Source organism: Herbaspirillum sp. VT-16-41, assembly GCF_001994935.1.
GTDB lineage: Bacteria > Pseudomonadota > Gammaproteobacteria > Burkholderiales > Burkholderiaceae_D > Herbaspirillum > Herbaspirillum frisingense.
The window spans coordinates 1-358 of the sequence record NZ_MUXB01000246.1 but is presented as its reverse complement, the minus strand read 5'-3'; the positions used below and the strand labels follow the sequence as shown (position 1 = coordinate 358).

General features: G+C 36.0%; 1 protein-coding gene. It reads right to left on the bottom strand.

Annotation, left to right across the window (positions count from 1 at the left end):
- Positions 1 to 116 precede the first annotated feature (116 nt).
- Positions 117 to 358 (bottom strand): VWA domain-containing protein (locus BTM36_RS26970; protein WP_217349666.1); only part of this gene is annotated, 242 nt, incomplete at its 5' end.

Below are 358 nucleotides of genomic sequence, written 5' to 3'. Positions count from 1 at the left end.
CCCCTATAATCAATATTTGCTTTCATAAGCGAATCTTTCACTACCTTTACTATATCCTCTGTTTCAAAGAAATGTGTGGTTTCATCCAATTTACCGACAAAAGCAAAAGTCCGGACTTACCCGGGGAATTGTTTATGACTAAGAACGACAAATAGGGATAAAAACTCCGCACTTTTAATAACGGATCCCGATACATCTTGAATAATATCGATTTTGGTTTTCTTTTTCTTCGCTGTTCGAAACACGAGTTCCATAGGTACCCCAAACGTTTGTAAGCTATTAGAAATGGTCCGTTGCATGTCGATTTCATTTTCATTTTTGGCTATTTTCATTAGGTTTGAGAACTTTGTTAGTAATG